Origin of the sequence: Streptomyces phytophilus (genome assembly GCF_013870535.1) — a bacterium.
GTDB lineage: Bacteria > Actinomycetota > Actinomycetes > Streptomycetales > Streptomycetaceae > Streptomyces > Streptomyces phytophilus.
Genome location: NZ_JACBXC010001537.1, coordinates 1 through 1,260, shown reverse-complemented (window position 1 = coordinate 1,260; position 1,260 = coordinate 1). Strand labels below are relative to the sequence as shown.

Here is a 1,260-nt window from a genome sequence, read left to right as displayed (position 1 = left end):
ATGTTGAGCCCGCGCGCCAGCCGGCGGCTGCGGCGCAGCGCCCGCGACAGCCGGCCGGAGAGCAGCCCGACCGAGCCGTCGACGCAGAAGCCGACGACGACGCCGGTGATGCCGAGGACGAGCAGTTGCAGCGGCAGATGGCCGCGGCCCGGGTCCACGAACTGCGGCAGGAACGCGATGTTGAACATGATGACCTTGGGGTTCAGCAGGTTGGTGACCATCCCCTGCCAGAACGCGCGGCGCGGTCGGGGCCCGCTGCGTTTGCCGTCCGCGTCGGCCGCGCCGTCCTCGTCGCCGGGCACGGAGCGGTCCCGGAAGGCGCGGACGGCGAGGTAGAGGAGGTAGGCGGCGCCGAGCCAGCGGAGCACGTGGTAGAGCACCGGCAGCGCGCCGAAGAGCGCGGAGAGCCCGAGGGCGGCGGCGCAGGCGTGCACGAGCATGCCGCAGGCCACGCCCGCCGCGGCCATGACGCCCATACCGGAGCCGCCGCGCCCGCCCATGGCCACGATGAACATCATGTCGGGGCCCGGGGTGATGGAGAGCACGAAGATCGCCGCGACGAAGGCGGCGAGGAGGGACATGTCGACCATGGCGGCGATACTCGCACCGCGCCGCGTACCGGGCGACCGAATTCCGGATGCCGGGACGGGCCCCGCGCCGGCCCGTCGCCCACCCCTCGTCCGCGGCGGATCCGCGGCACCCTGCATATGCCATCCCCGGTCCCGTACGACCGCTGAACGCTCGCTGAACGCCCGCGTCCGCGGGGCAGCTTCGCCCCCCGTGCGGCAGCCGTCTAATGTTGTCTGCCACGACCACCCCGGACCCCGGTGGGCCGTCGCCGGAGCACGAGCGAACCGCCCATCGCTGGGAGCAAGTCCCGCTGCGCGCCCATGCCCGACCGGGAACCTTCCCGAGTTCGGCTCCCGAGTTCAGCCACCGTGCCCGGATGCGGGCAGCGGGTCGCGCGTGATCTCCGGCGGCACGCCCGGCCGCACATCCGGCCGGCACGCAGCCGTGAAACGAGGTGACGACCCCATGCCCGAGGAGTCGCGAGAGGAAGGTCTGGCCGCCGCGTTCGTGGACCTGGCCGACACCCTCGTCAGCGATTTCGACGTCGAGCAGCACGCGCGCAGGCTAGCGCTGCACTGCGCCGAGCTGGTCGACGTCAGCGCCGCGGGCGTCGTCCTCGCCGCCGACGGAGGTACCGCGCTGACGGCGTCGGCCTCCGACGAGCGCGCGCACGCCCTGGAGTCGGCGGGG

At 73.7% G+C, this 1,260-nt stretch carries 1 protein-coding gene and 1 pseudogene; one reads left to right on the top strand and one right to left on the bottom strand.

All coding sequences use genetic code 11. The annotated features are described in order from the left end of the window. A partial coding sequence (locus H5J30_RS34035) for a LysE family translocator (RefSeq protein ID WP_181791677.1) occupies window positions 1-590 on the bottom strand: 590 nt, incomplete at its 3' end. Window positions 591-1,035: 445 nt separating this feature from the next. On the opposite strand from H5J30_RS34035, the pseudogene H5J30_RS34030 reads away from it, so the two are divergent. After that, window positions 1,036-1,260 (top strand): annotated as a pseudogene (locus H5J30_RS34030) (transcriptional regulator); the annotation flags it as partial.